The sequence below is a fragment of the Paenibacillus sp. FSL L8-0333 genome, from assembly GCF_037965665.1.
Lineage (GTDB): Bacteria > Bacillota > Bacilli > Paenibacillales > Paenibacillaceae > Paenibacillus_AQ > Paenibacillus_AQ odorifer.
On sequence record NZ_CP150186.1, the window covers coordinates 2406082 to 2426056 of the forward strand.

Here is a 19975-nt window from a genome sequence, read left to right on the forward strand (position 1 = left end):
AGGAGATGATAAAGATGAAAAAATACATTTGTCTACCCTGTGGTTATATCTATGATCCGGCATTAGGCGATCCCGATGAGGATGTTGTTGCAGGCACCGCATTTGAAGACTTGCCTGAAGATTGGGTCTGTCCGGTATGCGGTGAAGATACCAGTCATTTTGCAGCGGTTGAAGACAAAAAAACTTTTGTATCCTAAAGGAAAGTAAAAGTTGTACAAAAAAAATGAACAACAGGGGGGACAGTTATGAAGGAGTATTCTTGCCGATACGCTGCTGAACCTTGTACCCGCAAGGTGCCTATTTTTGCTGCGTTAAGCGATGACGATCTCTCCCGGATCAGCGCTATGATCAAGCATCGTAAGTTTACTAAAGGTCAACCTTTAATTCTGGAAGGGGCGCCGTCAGATACGCTGTACATTATTCAGCGAGGGCATGTTAAATTATCTAAAACAACTCCTGAGGGCAAGGAACAAATTTTGCACATCTTGACGAATGGAGACTTTTTCGGGGAACTGAGCATTTTTAACAGCGATGAGCTGAGTAACTTCAGTGCTTATGCTCTGAAAGACACTAACATTTGCATGCTGACCCGAACGGATATGGAGCAGCTGATGAGGGATAATCTGGATATTTCGCTCAGGCTACTGAAGAGTGTGACCAAAAGACTAGCCCATACGGAAAATCTGGCGCAAAGCCTGGCGACCAAAGATCCCGAAATACGAATTGCTTATATGATCATGGAACTCAGCGACAAATATGGTAAGCAGCGTGGCGCTCATATTCATATTGACCTTCCGTTGTCTCGTGAAGAGCTGGCCAGTTATGTTGGGGTCACCCGCGAAACTATTAGCAGAAAATTCTCAAGGTTCGAAGATTCAGGTCTTATTGAGCTAATCGGAAACAAGCAAATGATCATTATAGATCCAGCCGGTTTGGAGAGTTATATGGGGTATTAAGAGGATTACGGTGTATTGACTGTCCTGTATGACACCGTTGGTGCAGAACATACGCTATATGGGGCCAGACTCCGAATACTTGTCGTTCCCAAAGGATTTCAGTATGATGAATACTATATAAACTTGTCCCTATGGGCTCGATTAATCGGAAGATGGCGAGGAAACCCAATGCAGAAAAGGAATAGCAGAAAATTTTTCAGGATTAGGCTAGAGGAAATGATTCAAACCTTGCGACATGAAATTCGTTCGGGAAGTATAGCGATCGGCAGTTATCTTCCTTCAGAAAGCGACTTAGAGGTGCGTTTCGGACTTAGTAACGCTTCTGTGCGCAACGGGCTCAAGGTGCTGGTGGATGAAGGCTTAATTGAGAAAATTCCGCGTGTTGGCAATCGGGTCATCCCTCCGGTAGAGGAAGGCAGAACGACGATCAAGTTCGGATATGTGAACACCATCCCCAAGCTTGTAGAGATGCAAGAGTTACTGAATGAGTTCGGCAAACGCTATCCGCATATCGACGTTCAGCCGCTCGAGTTGTCTTCAGGAAACTACTCAACATCTTTGAAAGAATATTTGCAATCGGAAATCATGGATGTCGTACTGATGAATAATAACAATTACCAGGATTTTTTGGAGCAAGGCTGTACAGAGCTGCTGGAGCCGATGGAGGAACAGCCGGACACGTATCGTTTTCTTTCCGACCCGTTCCGGTACGGTGACCGTAATCGCGTTCGCCCCTTCATTTATTCTCCAGTTGTGCTTTGTTATAATAAACAGCACTTTAAGGAAGCCGGCGTATCACCACCCGACAGTAGCTGGACCTGGGACGATTTGTTCGCTAATGGTCGAAAGGTAGCAGAAGGTCATGACTGGTACGGTTTTTATTTTTATTTGCCTTCTCGTAACCGGTGGCCGTTGTTCCTGCTTCAAAGCGGCACAACGTTTGCGGCAGAACAGGATGACGAAGGCAAATACCGGTTCAGTGGCTCAAAGCTACTCGACAGTTTAGGAACCATCCGAAAGCTGATAGGCATGAAGGATGTATTTCCAGCCGTATTGTCCGAGAGCGATGCGGATGCGGAAGCCTTGTTCTTGCAAGGCAAAGTGTCCATGATAATGACGACCTATTATTTCTTGAATCAATTGCGTCAATCCGATTTGGCATTCGATATTGCTCCATTGCCTCGGCTGCAAAATGCTGATACGCTGCTGATTATAAATGGACTGGCGGTTAACAGCAAATCACAGAACAAGGATGCATCCATGCTACTCGTTGATTTTCTCACCTCACACGAGGCGCAACTGATCATTAGGCGCAAGACACTGAATATTGCAGCCAACCGTTTGGTGATGGATTGGGAAGGCGAGGAAGTGGGGTATCGTCCGGCCCGGTTTCAGCTTTACCGTGAGATCTTCCCTACCTATCGTCTGGTCACGGAGCTGGGTTTAAGCAACCGCCAGTTGAAAGAGATCCAACGCGATATCATGATGTTTGTATCAGGCCTACTGGACAACGACGAGTTATGCCGCAGGCTTGAGGAGATATTGAATACGGTAAATCAGGAGACTCAGCACTCTTGAGGGCTGAAAGTTTTTTTGAAAATTCCGGCACAGGTTCAATTCTGAACCTGTGCTTTTTGTTATGTTAAAGTATTTGTTTGTCGCACAATAATTGACTCATATATGACTCATAAAAACATGTTGACTATACTTTTATTATTATTATATGATGCAATAGAAGTCAGATATGAGTTAACACGAACTCATTATTATTAAGGTGGTGTAGCTGCAAAGATGGAAAAGGAAGGCGTTTATTTTCACAATGTTTCGGAGCTGGTTCATAAACCCTATCAATCTGGATTGCATCTCCAGCGTTTTCCACAGCATGTGCGCAATGGCTTGTCAGAGAAAGGAAGAACCAAAGCTATACAATCGAACGGCTGCGAATTGCGGTTTGTCACCGAATCCAAGCATGTTAGGGTCACTGTCGGATCGAATGATAGTAACGGCCGAGTTGTGGTATGCAGAGGGGATTTTTTTCATTCTCAGCATTTTTTGCAGGCGGGTACGGTAACCACTCTGCACTTGGAGGAGCCGGAACGTTTTACAGAGGTATCAAGTAAGCGGCTGAATCAGTCTGGATTTTCCTCTAACGTATGGCGTTTGCATTTTGATCGTTTCGGAGCTGTTTTCTACGATGTGGATGCTTTTGGTTGTGAAGTACGTGCGCCTAGACTGGATGAGGTACCGAAGCTTACGATGCTCGCCTATGGATCTTCCATCAGCCAGAGCGCGGGATCCACGCATCATTTCAATGGTTACTTACAGCAGACAGCGCGCAGACTTGGTGTGGATGTGCTAAATCTTGCGCTTAGCGGATCTTGTTATTGCGAGGACGTAGTTGCCGATCATCTGGCTGAACGTGAGGATTGGGATTTTCTGTTTCTGGAACTTGGTGTCAATATGCGTGCTGTAGTGTCTCCCGAGGAATTCAAGCGTAGAGTGTCTTACATGCTGGACCGGGTTATCGAAAATCATCCTGACAAACCTGTGTTTGTTACTACGATTTATCCGAATCGTGCAACGTATTTTCTTGATGCAGGCCATCTTCTTCATGTCCAAGAGGGGATTTTTAACGAAGTGCTGCTTCGTTACTGTGAGAGCAATAAACATCCACAACTACATCTGCTGGATGGCGCATCAGTCATGCGCGATCTTACCTCGCTGACCTCCGATCTGATTCATCCTTCCGATTATGGACACACGCTAATGAGCGAGCATTTAGCAAAACTGTTGCGGCCCATGATCGAGCCCCTCCGAACTTCTAGTCATTCTAGTGCCGTGTCCCAAATTTTGTAATAGGGAGTTGATGGAAATGAAGCGTTGGATGCTTACCATGGTGGGAGTTTCATTATTAGCCGCCTCTATGAATGGATGTTCCTCTTCTAATAAGGGGGGAGAAGAGCAAGCGGGGGAGAGTCCAGAAAAAACCACTGCTATCTCCATATCGTTCCGGAGCGGAAACATTTCGTATGCAGACAATCATCCGAATATCAATGATGACAAATGGGTCAAAAAGCTGGAGGAACTTACAAATACAGATCTTAACATCCGTTTGATGCAGCAGAAAAATTTTGATTCCCAAATGATCCAAATGTTCGCGATCAACGACATTCCGGATGTCGTGCAAGCAAGCTCTGGGCTGACGAACCCTCAGTTGGCAGGTTCCGTGGAGGCTGGAGTATTCATGCCACTTAATGAATTGCTTGAGCAGTATGGGCAAGATCTTCTCAAGAAAGTTCCGAAGGAGGCATGGGACAAGGAGACCGATGCGAAAGGTAATATCTACGCGATTCCGGAATGGCTGTCCAATCCGTCACGCCGGGCAACTTGGATTCGTGCGGATCTTTTGGAACAAACAGGGCTGCCAGAGCCTAAAACAGTCGATGACTTCCTGAATGTCATGCGTGCTTTTAAGAAGATGGGTGTGGAGAATCCTTATATGGGCCGGGAGGACTTTGTATATTCGGATATGTTCTTCGGATCTTACGATACCTTTGCCAATTTCTTTATGAAACAAGGGGATCAAATTGTCCCGAAATTTATGAATATCGAAAATATGCAAAAGACGATCCAAACGTACAAGACAATGTTCGACGAAGGACTGATAAACAAAGAGTTCGTCACAATTAATCCCACGAAATTCAAGAACGATATTCTTGCAGGCAAGGCGGGTATCTGGAACATGAATGCCAACCTGTTGATCCAATGGGATCAGCAGCTAAGAGAACAGGTGCCTACTGGTAAAATGAAGCTGATCGCCTCGCCCACAGGACCTGACGGTAAGGGGGGACTTCGTCTTGTCGGTACGGTGCCGCGAGCGTATTTAATTAACAAGGATGCGAAAGATCCTGCCGGGATCATCAAGTTTTTCAACTGGATGGTTAGTGACGAAGCGGAAAAGTTTTTTACCTTCGGAATTGAAGGGGAAAACTACACTGTAGAGAACGGAAATATTAACTATAACAGACCGAAAACAGCCGATGAAGCTGATGAGGAAACGTTCCGTCAAATCCTGCTGTGGTTCGTACAGGATACTACCTACAATAAAGGCGCGCTTAGTCTCACACCCGAAGGAAAAGATTTGATGAAGCTCTACGACACAGTACTTGCGAATGAGGGACGCGACGGGATTCAATTTGAACCGCAAGTAAAAGGCTATCAGAAAAACCCGGACATCACTCCAGGTGGAGATAAATTGCCGCCTGTTATATTGACGCATGTGATCAATATGGTATACGGCAAAAAGCCGATCTCAGACTATCCGAAGGTGGTGGAGGAATGGCTGCAGAAAGGGGGAAGTGACGTCGTCAAGGAAGCAACAGAACGTTATAACAATAACGACGGTGTAATTTTGTCCCGACATTAATAAGCTGCATCTCAAAAGAGGTTTGAACTCCATAATGCTTGTGATTACCTATACCATGTCAGGGAGGAATTCATTTGAGAAACGGACTATATAGGAAAGCTTTTCGAGTGGGCATTAGAGTACTGTTGGCGTTGGCTTTGTTATATTCGCCTTTGGAAATGCAAGCGCTTACCAAAGTTTATGCAGACGGAATAAACGATGACTATGTTACGCTCTACGAGGAAAACTTCGATGACCCTGACAATTTTGGATCGACCGGTGGCGTTACCATTCCGGGGCCTTGGCTGCAGGAAGGTGAAGGAAACAGCATGGCGAAAACTTCGGTTTCGTCCACGGCCCCGTCCGTACCGAATCTGGTGAAAATCGATGGCAAGGATGCATTGGCGCTGCCAGTGAATTCGACGGGGTACCGCAATCTTCAATTGAGTTATTATACACGGGCATCCTCCTACATCGGAGGAAGCGTCATCGTAGAATGGTCAGGTGACGGAGGGATAAATTGGACAACGTTGGAGGAATTTAAGCTGCTCCCAGGGACGCTGGAACAAAAGAACAGTGAGCCGAACCAACTCAAAGTCCAAAACATGGGCAGCGGAGCTGACAACAACCCGAACGTCAAGATCCGGGTCCGTGTGGGGGAATTGATGAGCGCGAATATGTACATCGATAGTGTGGCCCTCAAAGCTCAAGCGATTCCTGGAATACCGCCCGCAGAGACACCGGTGCCAATCCCTACACCGGTTGAAACTAAGCCGTTTGTGGTTCCTGAAGGCGTTAAGCTGTCTGAAGATGTGCTGATTGGGAACGCTGGAACGCGGCCGATTTATACTTCGATTGCCGTACCTAAGATCCCGCCTCATGCACCGATGCCAGTGATGGTATACATTCATGGCGGAGGTTGGAACCATGGGGAGCGGAAGCAAGCCCTTGCCAGTATCTGCAACTATGTAACCAAGCGAGGATATATCGGAGTATCGCTGGATTACCGCCTAACCCCGGAAGCGCCATTCCCGGCGCAAATTCAGGATGTGAAGCTTGCTATCCGTTACTTGCGCGCGCATTCGGCAGAATACCATTTGGACCCGAGTCGGATCGGTGTATGGGGTTCGTCGTCAGGGGGGCATCTGGCCTCACTGCTCGGTACCACTGGGGACATCAAGTCAGGCGAGACAATCACATTGGATACTGGACATACCGTAAACGTTCCGGATTTGGAGGGGAATGGCGGTTGGCAGCAATATTCTGATCAAGTGCAAGCCGTTGTCGATCTGTACGGTCCAGCGGATTTTACAACAAATTTCGCTAATAGCTATAAATCCGTGAAAGCGCTTTTAGGCGGGAACGACGCGTTCTCTGTGCCAGACCAGGCAAGGTTGGCCATGCCTGGCACTTACGCATCACCGGACGATCCGCCTTTTTTCATCCGCCATGGGGATGTGGATGCAACGATCCCATACACGGACAGTATTACGTTCTCCAATCAATTGAAGGATGCAGGCGTGGAAGTGGTCGATGTCAAAATTGTACCTAAACAAGGTCACGGTTTTATAGGCGAAGCGGCTGAGCAAGCAAGCGCCGAGGCTTGGGCTTTTATGGATCAATATGTAAAGAATCGAACGGCAACAACATCTGATGATGAGGTTGTATACCGCGATCTAGCCAGTCTGACACCGAGCGACGATGCAGTCATCGACAGTAGCAAGCCCACTGTAAACTTCAATAGCGCGACGGGCAGCAGCAATGGATTGTTCAGTATTTCGTCTGGCGCCGAGAACAAGAAATATGTGTATTTTAAATTTGATGTCTCTTCATATAGCAATCCTGCAAACAGGTATATTTTTAATGTTGCTGCCAAAAAGGGTTCATCCAATGCGGACCTCGAACTTTCGTTATTCGGCCTAAAGGATACAAATTGGACTGAATCGGAGCTGACTTGGAGCAATGCGCCTGTCACGGATCTGACCATTGCTTCGTTAAGTGGGAAATTTACCGTAACGGCAGACAAATCAGGAGCTCCACAGGTTTACAGCATCGATGTGTCCGAGTTTGTCAGAGACAGATTGTCCGCATCGGGCGGTAATATCGCTTTTCTGCTTGGTGATACGGCAAGCACTGGAATTTCCCTCAATGTCTATTCGAAAGAAGCTAATGGCAACAGCAACCCCCGTCCACAGCTTGTTGTTCAAGAAGCGGTTGAACCTTCAAGTGACCTTGAGAAACCTTCCTGGCCGGATGGAAGTTCTCTGAAGGCTGTCAATATAGGTACAGAGTTCATTCAACTTTCATGGCCGGCCGCCAGCGATAATCAAGGTATCGCCTCCTATCGCGTATACCGGGATAACACCCTGTTATCCAATGTTAACGATGCAACGTATACAGTCGTTGGGCTTAGCCCTAGCACGGCGTACAGCTTTAAGGTTGAAGCGGTGGATCAGTCGGGCAATACATCCGTACCGCTTGCTTTTACCCGGTCAACGCTTACAGAACCCATCATTCCTTATGCGATTGCAAACGTGACAGCCAGCGACAGCGATGGCAATATCGCAACGAATACCATCGATAATAACTTGTTCACCCGTTGGTCCGCTGCAGGTAACAGCCCGTGGATCCAATACGATTTAGGCGAAGAGAAGCAGATCAGTTATTTAGGTATTGCCGTTTATAAAGGTGATACGCGCACGGCTCAATTGAGTATCGAAACTTCAAATGACGGTTTGGCTTGGACTACGATATGGACTGGTGCAAGTATGTTCAGGACGATAGAGATGCAACCTTTCGATCTTCCTGACACAGAAGCAAGATATGTGCGCATCGTAGGTCTTGGGAATTCTGATGGCAGCGCGTTTACAAGTTTATCGGAGGTAAACATCTATGCGCCGTTCGCAAATGGAGATACACCTGTAGCCAGCATTCCGAATTACACGCCTAATCCACCCCGGGAACCGATCCCATTCACAGCTCCCGGATTAACTGAACCTGATGGTACGGTGCATCCGGTTCATTCCTCACCTACTACCACTGGGCGCCTCTTGAACGTGCTGGACTATAATGCTGATCTCGCCGATAACGACACAGATGACGGTATTGCTATTCAAGCTGCCATAAACAGTGCTGAGCCCGGCGATGAGGTCTATTTGCCGTCTGGGGTTTATAATTTGAACTCAACATTGGATACCCTTGTCAATTTGAAGCTCAAGTCAGGTGTAAACCTTCGCGGTGAGGATCAATCAACAACCATCCTCAAGACATCTCTCAATAAGGTGAAAAACAGCACCTTGATGAAAGTATCCGGACAGCATGATCTGTCCATATCCAACCTCACATTGACTTCTACCTGGAACGGTGTCTACACGACGGATCATAAAGTGAACAACCCGGACGCAGGTGGTCCCGACAGCATGATTACCATCGCAAATTTTGGTGAGGTTCCGTCATACAACATCACGGTTGATGGGGTTACTGTAGAGAAGTATTCACGTATGGGTGTGCGTATCGACAACAGCCGTGATATTGTCGTACGCCGCAGCACGTTCCGAAATGCGACAGATGTAGGGCCGGGCGGTGCTGGCTATGGTGTGTCGATTCAGGGCATGGCCAAACAGGACCGCAACGGGTATGAGAACGACACGGTTTGGAATGTTGTGGAGGACTCCCATTTCGAAGGCCCTTATTTGCGGCATGGGGCGCTGATCCAATTTGTTGCCCATAACAATGTCCTGCGAAACAATCAGTTTATGAATACAAAGCTGGATGCCATCGATCTGCATGGAGAACTCGAATATTTGAACGAGATATACGGCAATTTGATTAGTGACATTCCCTACGGCGCGGCGATCGGGCTGGGAAACACCGGGGGTACAGCACCCAGCAATCACAGTAAGTCAGGACCGCGCAACTATATCCATGACAATACGATTCGTAATACAAGAGAAGGAATCAATGTAACTATGGGCACTCCGGATACAGTCATCGAGCGAAATGTGATTGAAAATACAACTCATATAGAGGACGCCAAAGGCATTCAGATTTTGAACGGGCCAGGTACAATCATTAAGGAGAATATCATTCGCAACAATACTGCGTCGAATTATTGGGCTGTATCCCTTGAGCATGATCCCGGCGACAGCAAAGCAAATGATATCGGAGCGGGCGACCCGCAGGACGTTCAATTGATCGGAAATTCGCTGATTGGTAATACGAACGGCATTCGACTTCTTGCTGGAAAAGGGATCATCCTGCAGGGGAATCTTATTGACAGTATAAGTCGCAATTATTTCAAAAATGATCATGTGGTAGTAGAGGGTTGGCCGTTACCGAATATACCCTAAAGAAAACACAAGCTCACTCATAGAAACTCCATATTGCAAGCGCTTTATTGTAGGTAGAATGAGGTTAGATTCATTCACTATTCAAGGAAATGGAGGAAGGCCGATGCCACATATTGAGATTAGGATGTACGAAGGCCGAACGAGTGAGCAAAAGGAGGAGATAGTCACCGTATTCACGCGGGAGTTATCCCGAATTATTGAACGGGATGAACGATTTATTACCGTCGAATTTCAAGAAATTCCCCTGGATGAGAATGCTCCGGCGAACCTGCTGAAAACAGGATCTATAGGAAACGGTTATGAAAGCTAAGTTAACTGGGGTTGACCTTATTAACTACAAAGCCGACACGAAAAGATCCTTGCTTTTAAACATGTGGAAATTCAGAGCACTCTATGTGATTGCGATTCCCGGGATCTTGTATTTCATCATTTTCAAGTACTTGCCGTTGGCTGGTTCAGTTATTGCATTTCAAAACTACAACATTTTTAAAGGCTTTACAGGCAGTGAATGGGTGGGACTTGAGCACTTTAGGACGATGTTTCAATACCAGGATTTCGGAAGAATCTTGAGCAATACAATTCTTCTAGGCTTGTATGATCTTATATTCGCCTTTCCGGCTCCAATATTGCTTGCGCTTCTGCTGAATGAAATTCGGCTTGTGTTTTACAAACGGTTTTTGCAAACGGTGGTTTATATGCCCCACTTCCTGTCTTGGGTAATTGTCAGCGGTATCGCCTTGGGTATCCTCTCCCCAGGAACAGGGATTGTGAATCAGGTTTTACAAGCCTTCGGCTTTGAACCAATTTATTTTCTTGGTGAAAATTCATACATTCGCACGATTTTGATCAGTTCCGGTATCTGGAGGGATTCCGGGTACGGTACGATCATTTATCTGGCCGCGTTGGCAGGAATAAACCCAGATCTTTATGAGGCTGCTGAAGTAGACGGAGCCGGGCGCTGGAAACAAACCTTAGCCATTACACTGCCGTCTCTGATACCGACGATTATGATTTTGTTCCTTCTCCATATCGGGAGATTTCTTGATCTTGGCTTCGAGCGGGTATGGGTATTCCTGAACGCGCTTAATACCGGGAACGGGGAGATTCTGGACACTTATATCTATAAGGCGGGGCTGCTGTCTCAGCAATACAGCTATACAACAGCAGTGGGGCTATTCAAGTCGGTAGTTGGACTCATTCTGGTGCTCATCGGCAACATTTTGAGCAAAAAAACAACCGGTGAATCGCTGTATTAATCGCTCTTTATGGAGGTAGGGATGATGAGAGTACGCTATACTCGCGGCCAGAATCTATTTAATGTGTTCAATCTTTTGTTTCTGACCGCTCTCGCTTTGGCTATGTTTCTGCCGTTTCTGAATGTGATTGCCCAGTCCTTTAGCAGCTCTGAAGCAATTATTAATGGCAGGGTAGGTTTGCTGCCAAAGGAATTTACCGCGATCAATTATCAGTACGTTTTCAGCGATCATTCCATTTGGCGGGCGTTCGGTGTCTCCGTCTATATTACGGTACTGGGCACCGCAATTAATCTGATTGCGACAGCGTCTCTCGCTTATCCGGTGTCGCGGCCGGAATTCCTAGGACGTAAATACATCGTCATGATGGTATTGTTCACTATGGTATTCAGCGCCCCTCTTATTCCAAATTTTATCCTGATAAAAAATTTGGGGCTTATGAACTCCTTATGGGCACTTATGATTCCGGGCGCCATCAGCGCTTTTAACTTTTTCGTGATGAGAAGCTTCTTCATGCAGCTGCCTCAGGAGCTGATAGATTCCTCTAGAATCGATGGGTGTGGCGAGCTGCGGATCATTGTCAACATGGTACTGCCGTTGTCCAAACCGGTAATGGCCTCATTGGGGATTTTCTACGCCGTCGGGCACTGGAATACGTACATGAGCGCTCTGTATTATATCAACAAGCCGTCTTTATGGCCTCTGCAGGTGATGTTGAAGAAGCTCTTCGAGACGGACGATATCAGCATTGATCCGGCTTCCTCAGTGTATAGCTCTTTGGCCCACACCTCACCTGAGGGCATTAAAATGGCTGTTATCATTGTCGCTACTATTCCGATTATCATGATTTACCCGTTTCTTCAACGCCATTTCGTTAAAGGAATGATGGTCGGATCCGTCAAATCCTGATCTATCATAGTGTGGTAGAATAGGAACGCGTTAAGCGAGACGAATCGGAAGGTGGTATCCATGGATGAGATGTGTATTAATCGTAGACGACGAGCCCATGATTCGAAAGGGACTTTCTATCATGATCCAGCAATGCGGCGAGCATCCGTATAACATTAAGCTGGCCCAGAATGGCGAAGAGGCCATCCAGCTCATTATGGAGGAGCAGCCGGATTTTCTTTTTACAGATATCCGTATGCCCAAGGTAGACGGACTGGAGCTGTGCCGGCGGCTGTCGGAGATGGAGACGGATATTCAGACTGTTGTCATCTCGGGTTATGGGGATTTTGAATACGCCCGCCAATGCGTGTCCTATGGAGTGAAAGAATATCTCCTGAAACCCGTGAGCAAAGGGAACCTTCAAAATGTGATCGCCAAACTGGAAGCGCATAGAGAGAAGTTAGAGAGTTTTGTCTCTGTCGCTAAGCTCGATGAATGGGTCGTGCGTATGGATGATGCCATCTGGACCTTGGATAAAGAAAGGCTGTACCTTGTACTGAAGGAATGGGAAACTGACTTCCTCCAGCGTAAGATGAGCCGAAGTCAGCAAAAAGAGCTTCTGGGAGAGGGCTACGCTTTGCTCGTGAAGAAGCTGCTTGTCAATTCAGTTACACCCGGTAAAAGCGTGTTAGACTTGTCCGCAGCAGCTGGACCTGAGCAGTTATTCCGCTGTTTCGCAGAAGCGTCAGCAGCAATATTGGAAGAGCTTCGTAGAAAGCGCAAGGGTAAAGCGAAGGATCCGATAGAGGAAGCTAAAGCATTTATAGAAAAGCATCTCGCTCAGGAAGTATCGCTGGAAGAAGTGGCGGAAGTGCTTGGACTAAATGCCTCTTATTTCAGCCAGATGTTTAAGCACTCAACGGGAGAGACCTTTGTACATTACCGCATAAAACGCAGGATGGAGAAGGCCAAAAGATTGCTTGCCGATGCAAGCTATCGGATCACCGATATTTCCTATGAGGTCGGGTATGCAGACCATCCTCATTTTACGAAAACGTTCAAAAAGTTCACCGGGCTGGCTCCTTCCGAGTATCGCAACCAGCTGGGGATCGATTGATGAGAAAGAGTCTGTCGAACAAGCTGTTCGCCTCCTTTCTCACCGTCATTCTTCTATCCTTGTCCATGGTTGGATTTATCTCCTATTTTCAGGCTTCGGCTGAGCTGGATAAGTCTTCAGAGAAGTCCATTGCCCAAGTTATCAGAAGTGCGTCTTATCAAACGGATCTGTATTTGCAAAATTATGAAAAGGCTAGCGATTCCATCCTGTCCTACAATCAAGTCAAGGAGTTCCTGGATATGGACCCGGAGGATAGCTTCTCCTACTATCAATATACGAATGACATTCAGAAGTATTTGTTTCGTTCTTTGTTTATTCTGTATCCTCAGATTAATCTGATGTACATCATCGGTGAACACGGCAAGGCCATTAGCGATGATAACTCCTATCAGGCGCATAGCCTGCAGTTTCATCCTCAGGAACGCTACCGTTTCTTAAGCGAACATACGCCGGAGAGCGGCCGCATCACCATTCTCAACACGAATGTGATGAATGAAGGGGATAAGAACATTATTACGATGGTCCGACGAATCAGAGGGGTCTCTTCCTATCGTCCTAAAGGTATAGTGGCCATTGAATTTAAGGCAGAGGATCTGGCCCGCATATGGGAACCTCTTGATCTGGGACAGGGCGGGTCCTACTTTATCATGGACGAATTCGGCAAACTCCTCTATCGGGCGGAAGGGAATAATAACCACCCTGGGTTATCTGCTGAGCACATTCAGAACGTATTTCAACACCCAAATGACTCTGTGGTGGAAAAAGTAGACGGGAAAGAGTATTTGTTCGTGTCGAGAAAATCCGAATATTCCAAATGGCAGCTTGTAGTATCCATACCCGTTGGTGAGCTGCGCAAGCCTATTTCTACCATTCGTACGACCACGCTGGTGGTGGGAGTTCTCACGCTTGTAGGCACACTGCTCCTTGCAACCTGGTTCGGACGATCCATCACGAAGCCCATCCTGATTCTTAAGGAGGGCATGAGGGAAACGGAAAAAGGCAAGTGGCGCAGGCTTGAGATGAACGGCCGTCAGGATGAGCTGGGGGGATTGATGCGCAGCTACAACCTCATGGTGACCCGGCTGTCCGAAATGATTGAGCGGGTATACGAAGCGGAGCTTACCACCCAGAAGGAGGCTCTGGAGCGTCATCAAGCTGAATTCCAGGCACTCCAGCTGCAGATTAATCCTCACTATCTATATAACACATTAGAGACTATCAAATGTTACGCGGTCGTTCAGGATTCGGACGAAATCACAGAAATAGTGGAGGCCATGGCCTTCATGCTTCGCTACTCCATCCAAACTAATCTGGAGGAGATTACGATTGCCAATGAGCTTAATCATGTACTGAGCTACATGACGATTCTCAAGCACAGGATCGGCAGGGAGTTCGAAATTGACGTAGTAATTCCGCCGACGCTGCTACTGGCTAAGATGGTCAGGCTTACACTTCAGCCCTTGATCGAAAATATTTTTCAGCATGCATTTCCCGAGGGAATTGAAGACAAGCACTATATTAGAATCGACGCCAGAATAGAGGGAGACCGTTTTCTAGTTCTTGTAGAGGATAACGGCGCAGGGATGTCCCGCGAACGGCTTGATAAGCTTCGTGAGAAGCTGAATCTGAATCAGCTGGCGGATACGGAAGGAGATTCCCTCTATCATAGAGGTGGAATCGGGCTCATGAACGTGCACCGGAGAATTCAAATGGTGTTCGATGAACAATACGGGTTAAGTGTCGAAAGCGTGGAGAATGAGGGAACCCGGCTGATCTTATCTATGCCTGCGGAGTGAGAAGATAGATGTTTTCAGAAAAAACTACTACTAGGAGGAAATATGCAATGAAAATTGATTTGACTGGTAAAATTGCGCTTGTTACAGGGTCCAATGCAGGGATAGGCCGACAAATCTTGGAGACTTTGGCTGCTTCCGGCGCCAAAGTGGCGGTAAACTATTTGTTTGGTTCTGCGGAGGAGACGGTTGACGCGATCCGTCAGGCCGGAGGAGAAGCTTATGCTTTTCAGGCAGACGCAACAAGTCCTGCCCAATTGGACAATATGGTAAAGGGAATAGAGGAGCATTTCGGCGGAACCATCGATATTCTCGTCAACAATGCAGGCGGTATGATCAATAGGGTTCCAAATACTGAAATGAACGAAGAGCATTACAACAAGGTGATGGACGTAAATTTTAAATCATGCGTGTTTGCCTGCAAAGCCGTAGCAGCAGGAATGATTGCCAAGAAAAGCGGTAAAATCATCAATGTATCTTCCCTTGCGGCCCATGACGGCGGCGGACCGGGGGCTTCCATTTATGCAGCGGGCAAAGCTGCGGTATGGTCTTATACCAAGGGACTTGCCAAAGAGCTGAGTCCTCATGGAATTAATGTAAACGCTATCTCTCCCGGATTTATCGGTCAGACCGCTTTCCATGCTACCTTTACTGCGGATGCGGCAAGACAGGCAACGATTGCAAAGATTCCGCTGGGCCGGGAAGGTGCTCCACAGGATGTGAGCAATGTGGCACTCTTCCTCGCTTCAGAGCTGTCGGATTATCTGACAGGCGAAATTATTGAAATTAACGGAGGCTTGTTCATGCGATGATGAACCTTAAGGAGAAAGCAGATACTTTTTCCTGGGTTGGTCTTGAGGTGGATAAATTGAAAATGGAGCTGGATCCCTTCCGGAGAGAAGAGATTCTGCTCCCGTCAGAGCCTGGTGGCTGGTGGCACCAATATGTATGTCCCCAGCATCATACTGAGCTAATCTTCGATGTTATGGAGCAAGATGCGTTTGTTTTTTCTTGCCCGAAGGGCTGCAAGCTGGAAGGTGAACCCTACCGGGGAGCATGGCTGGTATACCGGCATCAGGCGATGGCGCGATACGCCCTGCAAGCTGCCGCGGTATTCGCCGCAGACGGAGAAGAATTCTATAGCAGCTTAGCCCGGAAGATTCTTGTCGGTTATGCAGAGCAGTTCCCCTTGTATCCGGTTCATCCCGATGCCCAACCCTGGATGCTTAGTGGCCGTGCCTTTCATCAGGCGCTGACAGAGGCTATCTGGTCCACCACGCTTATTCGGGCCTATCTGCTTCTTGTGGACTATGGAGTAACGTTCACTGAGGAAGAAGAGTTGAGGCTTCAAACATTCTTCACGATGCTGGAGGAGAGCATGGAGCAATACCGCCACATCCTCATTTACGAGAAGAAGAATGCAGAGAACAATTATACCGCATGGCTGAACGCTAGCCTGGCTTGTGTATATGCCGCCAAAGGCACCAGAGAAAAGCTTGCTTCTTTGCTGGAGGGAGAAGGCGGATTCTATCATCATCTGTCCATTGGCGTGAAGCCAGATGGCTTTGAATTTGAAGGCAGCACGTACTACCACATTTTTGTATTGCGGGCTTATCTCATAGCAGCCGAGATGTCCGGGCGCTTTGGGGTTGACCTCTATGCTGCCAAAGGAGATCAGGGACAATCCATCCGTGGCATGTTTCAGTTGCTGGTAGAGCTTAGCGGCGATAACGGGGAGCTTCCAGCCGTGCATGATGGTCCTTATGCGCGCGTTCCTTTCGCCCGAGAAATTGCTGAAGTATTTGAAATAGGTATTGCGGTTTACAAAGACCCGAGTCTCCAGCCAATACTGGCGAATGCTTATAGGTATCTATATGGACAGGAATTAAGGACTGGTCTGGAGGCAGTGCTGTATGGAGCAGGTGAGAGTAAGGAACTTCAGACCAGTTACAGGGTGAGAGACTCTGTTCTACTGCCGGATTCCGGATTCGCCGTGCTCCGCCACCCGGGCAATCCGTTGTCCGTTCTGGCGGATTTCGGAGAGCATGGCGGATCACATGGGCATTTTGATAAGCTTCATATCACGATTATGCACCGATGGGGGGAGGTTGCTCCCGAGCTGGGCATGGTTCCTTATGGATCTGTTTTGCGGAAGGAATGGTATTCCGAAACCGCGAGCCATAACACGGTTACCATCGGAGGGCGCTCCCAAGCTCCACATACCGGAAGGTGCTGTCAATTCCGTCAGGAAGGCATTGCTACGTACTTATGGATTCGCTCAGACGGCGCCTATGAAGGAGTTGTTCTAGACCGGCATCTTGTATTGGCCGGCGGTTGGCTGCTGGATTGGTTTCATGTTGAGCAGGTGACGGAGCGGGATCAGGAAGTGGACTTATGGTTTCATCCGACGGGACATTTGCTGTTACCGTTCGACCTTCACCGTGTCCAGACGGACTCTCCGGCAGTCCTTGGTCTGGAAGCAGGTTATGGCTCAGTAGAAGTACTGTCCGCAATGAAAAATGAGACGGATTGTCCGTTAAATACGGAGTGGAATATCCGTTATGATGGAGTGAGCACCGGCCGGGAGTATGAAGTATCCACGAGTACTCTACTGGCGCCCGGCTCCACTATGTATGAAATCCGCACACCGGGTAATGCCGAAGACCCGAGTAGATTGCTACGAGGTATTATGCTTCGGCACAAAGGACCGTCGGTTAATTTTATTACGGTTTATCGGGACGGTCACGAACCTGCTGTACTGAAGCTAGTGAGTCAGGTGGGCGAACCGCCCCGAATCCAAATAGCAACAACTGGGCAAGTAGTGGTCTATTGCCTTGACCCTAAAGCGGGACTGATTCAGGAAAAGTCCCGGAATACGGAGGAGTAGAGATGTTAGAACCTTTATTTCAACCTACCAGCGGCGTACTCGACCTGTCATATGGGCCAGATGAACATACAGATGTTGGAGAGAATCCTCCGCGGTTTACTTGGATGCCTGCATGTCTAGAAGAGAGTATGTACGAGCTGCAGATCTCCTCAAACACTGGATTTGAGCCGGAAGGTACGTTGACCTACAGCAGAATTCCCTATAATTTGTTTACCCCGGATAAGCCGTTGGCGCCCGGCCCGTATTATTGGCGATACAGTCTTATCGGGGAGAATGATATCCGTTCCGAGTGGAGTAAAGTAAGAGCTTTTGTGGTGGAGGATGAATTGCCGCTAACGCCACTGCCTTCCCGTACAGAACGATATTCAACTGCTTCCGCCCACCATCCGCGGCTATGGCTTCAAGCGGAGCAACTTCCGTCTTACCGGGAAGTTGTCCGCCAAGACCCCATTTCCACTGGCTGGGATGACTTCCTGAAGCATTCCGTTTTACCCTGGACAAAGCGCGAGCTTATTCCCGAGCCTGCACCGTATTCAGATAATAAGCGTGTCGCCACACTATGGCGGCAGATGTATATGGACTGCCAGGAAGTTTTCTATGCTGTCCGGCATCTTGCTATAGCTGGAGTTGTGTTGGAGGACGAGGCGCTTATCGCCAAAGCTAAAGAGTGGCTGCTTCATGCGGCAAGCTGGAACACGGATGGTACCACCAGCCGGGATTACAATGATGAATGCTCCTTTCGCATAGCCGGAGCGTTGGCATGGGGCTATGATTGGCTTCACGGCTCTCTGGCGGAAGAAGAACGCCTTAAGGTAAGGCAGGCGCTACTGCGAAGAACCGGGCAGATCGCATTCCATGTCATCGAACGTTCCCGCATCCATCAAGTTCCTTATGACAGCCATGCGATCCGCTCTTTATCCTCTGTACTCGTACCGTGTTGTATTTCCATGTTGGGTGAGGAGGAGAAGGCGCAGGAATGGCTTGATTATACGCTGGAGTACTTCTCCGCCATGTATACTCCATGGGGTGGCAAAGATGGCGGGTGGGCCGAAGGTCCGATGTATTGGACCACTCAGATGGCATTCGTTACGGAGGCGCTCAATCTAATTCGCAAATACATGGCAATCAATTTCTATGACCGTCCTTTCTTTCGCAAAACCGGTGACTTTCCGCTCTATTGCTTCAGTCCGGATACCGTGAGGGCCAGCTTCGGCGATCAATCGTCACTGGGAGATCCGGTCAATCTCAAGACGGGCTTCAATATCCGCCAATTCGCCGGTTTAACCGGGAATGGCCAGTACCAATGGTATTTTGAGCAAACTAAGGAACTGAACCCTGACACCCAGATGATCTTCTATAACTACGGCTGGTGGGATTTCCGGTTCGATGAGATGGTTTATCGCACGGATTATCCGCAGATTTCTTCAGAGCCACCGGTGGCTGCAGAACCTCTGAAGTGGTTTCAGGATGTGGGATGGGTCGCCATGCATCATCGGATGGAGGATCCGCAGGAACATATCATGCTGTTGACCAAGAGCAGCCGTTACGGCTCTGTGAGCCATAGCCATGGGGATCAAAACGCCTTCCTGCTGCATGCCTTCGGCGAGCCTTTGGCTATTGAAAGCGGCTATTACGTTGCATTCAACAGTACGATGCATATGCAGTGGCGCAGGCAGACCCGCTCCAAGAACGCAATTCTTATTGACGGCAAAGGCCAATATGCTGGCACGGACAAGTCGAAGAACATGGCAGCCTACGGCAAGGTGTTGAAGGCGTATAGTACGCCCGGAATCAACTACACGCAAATGGATGCCACCGAAGCCTACCGCGAGAATGTACCCTATATCAAGCGGTATGTGCGGGAAATATTTTTCTTTGATAGCGCTTACTTTGTTATTGCAGACAGTGTCGAGCTGGAACGTCCGGGAAAATTGGATTGGCTGTTTCATACACTGTATCCCATGAAGTTGAAGGAACAATCTTTTAAAGTAAATGGTAAAAAAGCTCAGATGGAGGGCAGATTTGTCTATAGTTCCTCGGGAGAAATGACACTTAGCCAAAGCAATCAATTTACAGATGTAGATCCGAAAGAATGGGAAGGGCTGCCCGAGCATTGGCATTTGACTGCCTCTACCCAAGAGGCCGTAAGTCATCGGATCGTTACTCTTCTGATTCCCCAAAAATCAGGAAGCCGGGATTACGTATCGTACTTTATGGACGATCAGGACCATGGGGTTCATGTCTACTTTACGAATCAGGGAATTACCCACCGGGTTGAGATCCCAAAAGCTTATTAGCCTTAAAATATCTTCATTTACGTATACACC

Annotated in this window: 14 protein-coding genes; all 14 read left to right on the forward strand. The window is 47.8% G+C overall.

Going from position 1 to position 19975, the window contains the following annotated elements; genetic code table 11:
- The first annotated feature begins 14 nt into the window (after positions 1 to 14).
- The 14 genes from rd to NYE72_RS10610 all read left to right on the forward strand — a co-directional run bounded on the left by rd (position 15) and on the right by NYE72_RS10610 (position 19945).
- A complete protein-coding gene (gene rd, locus NYE72_RS10545; RefSeq protein WP_038569857.1) occupies positions 15 to 197 on the forward strand; it encodes a rubredoxin in 183 nt (60 codons plus the stop codon).
- Between the two features lie 48 nt (positions 198 to 245).
- Positions 246 to 956 carry a Crp/Fnr family transcriptional regulator gene (locus NYE72_RS10550; RefSeq protein WP_076100875.1) on the forward strand — a complete coding sequence of 237 codons (711 nt, stop codon included), beginning with the start codon at positions 246 to 248 and terminating at the stop codon, positions 954 to 956.
- A 216-nt stretch (positions 957 to 1172) separates the two neighbouring features.
- The gene (locus NYE72_RS10555) at positions 1173 to 2534 is read left to right on the forward strand and encodes an extracellular solute-binding protein (RefSeq protein WP_176462630.1); all 1362 of its coding nucleotides are present in this window, start codon (positions 1173 to 1175) and stop codon (positions 2532 to 2534) included.
- Positions 2535 to 2747: 213 nt separating this feature from the next.
- On the forward strand, positions 2748 to 3812 hold the full coding sequence (locus NYE72_RS10560; RefSeq protein ID WP_076100872.1) for a GDSL-type esterase/lipase family protein: 1065 nt from the start codon (positions 2748 to 2750) through the stop codon (positions 3810 to 3812).
- Between the two features lie 16 nt (positions 3813 to 3828).
- Positions 3829 to 5382: an extracellular solute-binding protein gene (locus tag NYE72_RS10565; RefSeq protein WP_076100870.1), complete on the forward strand. Its 1554-nt coding sequence runs from the start codon at positions 3829 to 3831 to the stop codon at positions 5380 to 5382.
- Between the two features lie 74 nt (positions 5383 to 5456).
- Positions 5457 to 9710: an alpha/beta hydrolase fold domain-containing protein gene (locus tag NYE72_RS10570; RefSeq protein WP_076100869.1), complete on the forward strand. Its 4254-nt coding sequence runs from the start codon at positions 5457 to 5459 to the stop codon at positions 9708 to 9710.
- A gap of 103 nt (positions 9711 to 9813) precedes the next feature.
- Positions 9814 to 10020 carry a tautomerase family protein gene (locus NYE72_RS10575; protein WP_051491612.1) on the forward strand — a complete coding sequence of 69 codons (207 nt, stop codon included), beginning with the start codon at positions 9814 to 9816 and terminating at the stop codon, positions 10018 to 10020.
- Positions 10010 to 10966 (forward strand): ABC transporter permease subunit, encoded by a 957-nt coding sequence (locus NYE72_RS10580; protein ID WP_036689353.1) that lies wholly within the window; start codon positions 10010 to 10012, stop codon positions 10964 to 10966. The genes NYE72_RS10575 and NYE72_RS10580 overlap by 11 nt, the downstream gene beginning before the upstream one ends.
- Before the next feature lie 21 nt (positions 10967 to 10987).
- Positions 10988 to 11872 carry a carbohydrate ABC transporter permease gene (locus tag NYE72_RS10585; protein WP_094902792.1) on the forward strand — a complete coding sequence of 295 codons (885 nt, stop codon included), beginning with the start codon at positions 10988 to 10990 and terminating at the stop codon, positions 11870 to 11872.
- A gap of 64 nt (positions 11873 to 11936) precedes the next feature.
- Entirely contained in the window at positions 11937 to 12968 is a 1032-nt protein-coding gene (locus NYE72_RS10590; RefSeq protein ID WP_076100865.1) for a response regulator, read from the forward strand.
- Positions 12968 to 14764 (forward strand): sensor histidine kinase, encoded by a 1797-nt coding sequence (locus NYE72_RS10595; RefSeq protein ID WP_076100863.1) that lies wholly within the window; start codon positions 12968 to 12970, stop codon positions 14762 to 14764. Before NYE72_RS10590 ends, NYE72_RS10595 begins: the two co-directional genes overlap by 1 nt.
- Before the next feature lie 47 nt (positions 14765 to 14811).
- Positions 14812 to 15573 (forward strand): glucose 1-dehydrogenase, encoded by a 762-nt coding sequence (locus NYE72_RS10600; protein ID WP_076100861.1) that lies wholly within the window; start codon positions 14812 to 14814, stop codon positions 15571 to 15573.
- Positions 15570 to 17648, forward strand: a complete 2079-nt coding sequence (locus NYE72_RS10605; RefSeq protein ID WP_076100860.1) for a heparinase II/III family protein — start codon at positions 15570 to 15572, stop codon at positions 17646 to 17648. The genes NYE72_RS10600 and NYE72_RS10605 overlap by 4 nt, the downstream gene beginning before the upstream one ends.
- A gap of 2 nt (positions 17649 to 17650) precedes the next feature.
- Positions 17651 to 19945: a DUF4962 domain-containing protein gene (locus tag NYE72_RS10610; RefSeq protein ID WP_076100858.1), complete on the forward strand. Its 2295-nt coding sequence runs from the start codon at positions 17651 to 17653 to the stop codon at positions 19943 to 19945.
- The last annotated feature ends 30 nt before the right edge of the window (positions 19946 to 19975 follow it).

Coding starts and splice junctions, on each gene's coding strand:
- NYE72_RS10595 (WP_076100863.1), top strand. CDS start 12,968: ATGAGAAAGAGTCTGTCGAACAAGCTGTTCGCCTCCTTTCTCACCGTC.
- NYE72_RS10575 (WP_051491612.1), top strand. CDS start 9,814: ATGCCACATATTGAGATTAGGATGTACGAAGGCCGAACGAGTGAGCAA.
- rd (WP_038569857.1), top strand. CDS start 15: ATGAAAAAATACATTTGTCTACCCTGTGGTTATATCTATGATCCGGCA.
- NYE72_RS10605 (WP_076100860.1), top strand. CDS start 15,570: ATGATGAACCTTAAGGAGAAAGCAGATACTTTTTCCTGGGTTGGTCTT.
- NYE72_RS10585 (WP_094902792.1), top strand. CDS start 10,988: ATGATGAGAGTACGCTATACTCGCGGCCAGAATCTATTTAATGTGTTC.
- NYE72_RS10560 (WP_076100872.1), top strand. CDS start 2,748: ATGGAAAAGGAAGGCGTTTATTTTCACAATGTTTCGGAGCTGGTTCAT.
- NYE72_RS10550 (WP_076100875.1), top strand. CDS start 246: ATGAAGGAGTATTCTTGCCGATACGCTGCTGAACCTTGTACCCGCAAG.
- NYE72_RS10565 (WP_076100870.1), top strand. CDS start 3,829: ATGAAGCGTTGGATGCTTACCATGGTGGGAGTTTCATTATTAGCCGCC.
- NYE72_RS10580 (WP_036689353.1), top strand. CDS start 10,010: ATGAAAGCTAAGTTAACTGGGGTTGACCTTATTAACTACAAAGCCGAC.
- NYE72_RS10600 (WP_076100861.1), top strand. CDS start 14,812: ATGAAAATTGATTTGACTGGTAAAATTGCGCTTGTTACAGGGTCCAAT.
- NYE72_RS10555 (WP_176462630.1), top strand. CDS start 1,173: ATGATTCAAACCTTGCGACATGAAATTCGTTCGGGAAGTATAGCGATC.
- NYE72_RS10610 (WP_076100858.1), top strand. CDS start 17,651: ATGTTAGAACCTTTATTTCAACCTACCAGCGGCGTACTCGACCTGTCA.
- NYE72_RS10590 (WP_076100865.1), top strand. CDS start 11,937: ATGAGATGTGTATTAATCGTAGACGACGAGCCCATGATTCGAAAGGGA.